Source organism: Thermoplasma sp. (assembly GCF_023256435.1).
In the GTDB taxonomy this organism is placed as follows: Archaea; Thermoplasmatota; Thermoplasmata; order Thermoplasmatales; family Thermoplasmataceae; genus Thermoplasma.
Window position 1 is genome coordinate 1 of the sequence record NZ_JAGDXM010000005.1, and the last position, 4,922, is coordinate 4,922.

Below are 4,922 nucleotides of genomic sequence, written 5' to 3' on the forward strand. Positions count from 1 at the left end.
ACATTTCCCCGTACTTATTCGGTCGATCTTCAGTGAGCATCTCGGCAATATCAAAATCAAGCATGGTTAAGAATCTGACAGAGTTATTAATATGTATATTATGCAACAAGAATTTTGATCTGTATGTATGATATTATCCATCATGAGTTTAATAGCCTTCACAGAAGACGAGCCAATTTAATCCATAACCCTTATTTTATATGAAAAAGATACAATTCATTTATATGCCAAGAAAAAGTTCACCTTTGTGAAGATTGCTAAAGGAAACCTTTATTTCGAGGAGATAACGGAAATTCTCTCTGGAAAATCGTCAATAATTATTGATACTGATCCCCTCAGCTTATATAATCAGTTTCATCCACCATTCTCGTTTCCTATGCCTGCAAAGGACGTAAAGAAGGTAGTTTCAAGGCCTGACATCAGACATGAAAACGTGATGGTATTTTCATCTTCAGAAGACGACGTATCAATATTGATGAATTCCGATCTTCCAGATAATGTGAAGATACTCTACGATAATACAGATGGATCCTGGACAAAGATATACCCATACTCGTATTACAGAAAGATAGATCCAGATAGACTTTACTCTCATCTTACAGACTTCCAAATACTTGACATCCGTGAGGAGTTCGAACTATTCACCGGATTCATAGAGGGATCGATAAATTTACCCTTTTCAAAGATCATGGAGCAGGATATAGATCTTGAAAAAAACAGAACCTATGCGATAATTTGCGCACATGGCAATCGCAGTCGCGTGGCTGTTGAACTTCTCAGTTCCAGAGGATTTGAGGTATATGACGTGCCAGGTGGCATTCAGAAATGGCTAGAGATGGGATTTCCTGTATCATATGTGGAGGATTGATTGCTTCATACCTCCCTCCATCTCGCTTTCTTAACAGCTATGAAGAGAAATACCACATTTATCAGTATGAGGATCATCCAGTCAGTTATGAATGATGCAGTGGATATATGCACAAACCCTATGGCATTCTGGACAAGTTCAGCACCGTACGTGGTTGGAGAGGCATAGGCCGCATATCTAAATGGCATCGGTATGTACGTGATTGGATAATACACAGGCGGAATCGTCGATATAAGAGTTGATATTATTCCAGAAAAAGCCCAGCTCTGTATTATATCGTATGTGATGGTGGCAAGAGTGAATCCAAGCAGTATGGAAAACGAGAACATAAGAGTCATGACTGCGATTATCTGGAAAATACCCGTTACAGTCGTATGAATGTAGATAGAGGCCAGCACTCCGAGTACTGCTATGGCTGGTATTGAATACACTATCTCAGAGATGGCCATTCCGACCAGATATACCGAAGCAGTTGTGGGTGAGCTCACAACCATGTCCTGAAGCTTGAAATCATTCTTAAGGTGGGATAGATCGCCCTGCAGTCCAATTCCGCTGGATACCATTGACATTATAAGGGCGCCCCCGAGCGAAACGGACAGGAGCCTACCATGACTTGCCAGTGTGATAACCAAAAGGAAGGATAATGGAGAAAGAAGTGTATTGACCAGCGTGATCGGGAAATTCTTCATCGCATATACTGCGTTCACCAATATAGATGCGGCCATCTGGCTACTCCTGTACATGATCCTCACCTCTTATGTCCCTCTTTACTATGCTATAGTATATGTCCTCCAAAGACACTGGATTTATTGAAAATCTTATGTTCCTGTTTATAAGATCCTTAGCTATGACATAGGCTTCATTTTCATCCACAAATATCCTGCTTCCTATCTTTATTATGGATCCATTATTGTCGATTTCAACGCTTTCGTGATCTCCATCAAGAAGGCTTATACTGTACTTTTTTGGAACCTTTGCACGAAGTTCGGCCATAGTACCTATTGCCTTGATCTCTCCCTGATCGAGTATACCTATGCGATCAGACAGACGTTCCGCCTCTTCAAGGTAGTGCGTGGTCAAGAATATGAATTTATCTTTCTTTAGATATGAAAGTATATCCCATAGCTCCGCCCTAGATATCGGATCTAGACCTGTTGTTGGCTCGTCCATGAACAGTATATCTGCATCTGAAGCCACCAGTGCAGCTACCAGAACCTTCCTTTTCTGGCCTCCGGAGAGTGTCCTGTTCAACTTATCCGAAACAGTCGTAAGACCAAATTCCTTCAGAACCTCCTTTGCCTTCGCTTTATCTTCAGAATATTTTACTCCTCTGTAGAGCAAGAAAGTGGTTATGGTCTGCATAGGTGTAAGCCATGATATAGCCCTTGCTTCCTGCGGTATTATCGCTATCCTCCGTCTTATGGTATCGGGATCATTGATTATGTCGATGTCATCAACGATGACATTGCCAGAAGTCGGCATTAGCTCAGTGGCCAGTATTCTCACCAGCGTAGTTTTACCCGCGCCGTTTCTCCCTATGAGCGAAAATATGCCCCGCATTGGTATTTCGAAGGAGACATCTCTGAGGGCGATCTGACCCTTCGAATACGTCTTCGATATCCCTGAACATTTAAAATATCCCTTCATGAAAATCAGATATTTTATAGATAAATTATAGCTATACCATTGATAACTTTTTCTCGAAAATGATAAGAATGACAATATAATAATGGAGATTTTTCATGCGGGATTGCCTCATCATACAGCCTCTATAATATTGGAAAAAATTTGAATTTTGCATTCTGTCCGAAGAATTATTTTAAAAAATTTTGAATCATGGTTTTATCAATTTTCTCATGTATGGGCTGTCCTCATGCTGGTCTGTTTACGCGAACTTTCCCCTATGAAGAATGATAGCGCCGAAACTCCTACAGCCAGTACAACAAAGGCCAGACCAATAGCTTCAAGCACCCAGTGGAGATTGATCACATAGTATATCAGGCCAAACCCTCCGATCACAACGCCGGTCAGTGTCAGATAAGCGGAGAGAAGTTTTATCTTCGCCGTTGATGAATATCTATAGATCAGTATCAGCGCACCCGCTATAATCGGCATCATGAAGAAGGCATATAGTAGATGGCCATTCGTATATGCCATATCATAGAGATATCCTGGTCCGCCATTGGGTGGAACTCCTGGCGTAGCGAAGCCAAAGAATGCCTCATTGAATTCTATAGCATAGCCTACGCCGACCATAACTGCCATAGTGGCAAGCCAAACAAAGAATTCTGAAAGTATGAGAAGCCTGTTTTCACTCCTTTCCTCATTCTTAGTTGTATAATAAAGACCAAGTATAGATATCAGAGCGCCCCATCCGACTAGACCGGTCATAGTATCGTCTTCTGCAAGGCCATCCATTCCATAGGGTCCAAAAGCAAACAAGGTGGGAATGACGTACGTTCCGAATGACGATATTATGTAAAGATAGGTCATCGCGATAACACCGAAAAGGCTTACGACCATACCCAAATTGACTATCGTTCTCTTTGTGGAATTGAGTTTCTCATATCCGAATGAAACCGCAGCAACAGCCACTATGCCACCCATAACCGCTGGCAACATCTCATGAGAATGCGATGTAACTAGATTCCCTAGGAATGTCTGCAGACCTCCCCATGAGTTTACGAGCGAATTGAAGAAAGGAATCGATGAATAGCCGAAGAGATTTCCATATTCATACACCATACCCATCACTGCCGCTATTCCTGCAGATACAGTAGCTGCCAGTATGAGGATGTACGATCCCCAGATAAGCTTGAACCTCTGTTTCTCCTTTATTGGGAAATATATAAGACCGATAAAGAATATCAGGGCAACGACAAGCATCCACACGTCCCTCAGAGCCTGCAAAACGTAGTCCGCATATTGTGTTGATGTAGGATAGAAGAATACCATACCAAGTACTGTGAGCAGAAGAACTGGAATAGTGCTTATGTTTATTGATTTCTTAGCAAAACCTGGAAGTGACAGTAGATCAGTTGTGTAAAGGATTAACAAAAAGGCGAACGGTATCATTACCGTATGATAGAAATTCACCATGTCCAATGTGAAATCTCCAAGCCTGAACCAAGACACACCTGGCAACAACGGGCTGATTATCAGGAAGAACGCTATGAAAGCGATGGTGATGCCCATATTGAATTTCGTATTTAGAAGGACATCCAATATACTATTACTATCATTATTCTTATTCATATTGAATATAGCGTTAATAAATATAAAAAGTTTATGCTCAATCATTCATTTCAACACCGTTTTTGATATTTTAATGATTTATTTCGATTTATTATAGACTATTAATTATTATAATCTTTTCGGCATTATGAAGCTAAAATTTTCGGCTTAAATAAAACATATTTTTAAAAAATTATGGCAATACATTCCGCATAGTTTAGACATTTTCACCACAGAATCGAAGATGAAATAATATATAGATCATAATTGCATACCCATCCTGATGGTTCAGATCAGTGATGCAGAATATAAAGTTCTCCTGGCAATCCAATCTCATGGGGGCGAAGCAAGAGAATCAGAATTATCAATAACTGGACTCTCAGAAAGAGAGATAGCCAGCGCCATCTCATGGCTAGAGGTCAAAGGCCTAATAGATGTTGAAAAGAAAGAGACCAAAATTTATACATTATCAGAAGAGGGGCGGAGATACCTCAAAGAAGGGTTGCCTGAACTTGTCCTCTACAGGAAGCTTGAAGAAATGAAGGAGATAACGCTCGATGAGATCAGGAATCTAATGCCAGAGAGCTACAGAATAGCACTGGCCCAGCTTGCTAAATTCGGAATAACTCCTAAAAATGGAAAACTCACGTTCAAAGATTCAGGTATATCAGAAATCCTGGAAGCAAGGCAGAGATTTCTCTCAAACCTCGATCCGGATGACAAGGAAATGATCGATCATTTCAGGCATAGATCTGGTATAATCGAAGAAAAAACAAAGACGGAACGCATCGTGAAATTGAGAGATACAGCGGTTGAAGCG

The 4,922-nt window shown here is 40.7% G+C and carries 4 protein-coding genes and 1 pseudogene; 2 read left to right on the top strand and 3 right to left on the bottom strand.

Features of this window, described 5'->3' with window-relative positions; genetic code table 11:
• Window positions 1-247: 247 nt before the first annotated feature.
• Window positions 248-868 (top strand): rhodanese-like domain-containing protein, encoded by a 621-nt coding sequence (locus Q0C15_RS00425; protein WP_297214885.1) that lies wholly within the window; start codon window positions 248-250, stop codon window positions 866-868.
• 5 nt (window positions 869-873) lie between these two features.
• Here the strand turns inward: Q0C15_RS00425 and Q0C15_RS00430 are convergent, their stop codons facing one another.
• From Q0C15_RS00430 to Q0C15_RS00440, 3 genes are all read right to left on the bottom strand, one after another.
• Window positions 874-1,611 carry an ABC transporter permease gene (locus Q0C15_RS00430; RefSeq protein ID WP_297214887.1) on the bottom strand — a complete coding sequence of 246 codons (738 nt, stop codon included), beginning with the start codon at window positions 1,609-1,611 and terminating at the stop codon, window positions 874-876.
• Window positions 1,598-2,515 (bottom strand): ABC transporter ATP-binding protein, encoded by a 918-nt coding sequence (locus Q0C15_RS00435; protein WP_297214889.1) that lies wholly within the window; start codon window positions 2,513-2,515, stop codon window positions 1,598-1,600. Before Q0C15_RS00435 ends, Q0C15_RS00430 begins: the two co-directional genes overlap by 14 nt.
• A gap of 207 nt (window positions 2,516-2,722) precedes the next feature.
• Window positions 2,723-4,123, bottom strand: a complete 1,401-nt coding sequence (locus tag Q0C15_RS00440; protein ID WP_297214890.1) for a hypothetical protein — start codon at window positions 4,121-4,123, stop codon at window positions 2,723-2,725.
• Between the two features lie 262 nt (window positions 4,124-4,385).
• Here Q0C15_RS00440 and Q0C15_RS00445 point away from each other — a divergent pair.
• Window positions 4,386-4,922: pseudogene (locus Q0C15_RS00445) on the top strand (phenylalanine--tRNA ligase subunit alpha); the annotation flags it as partial.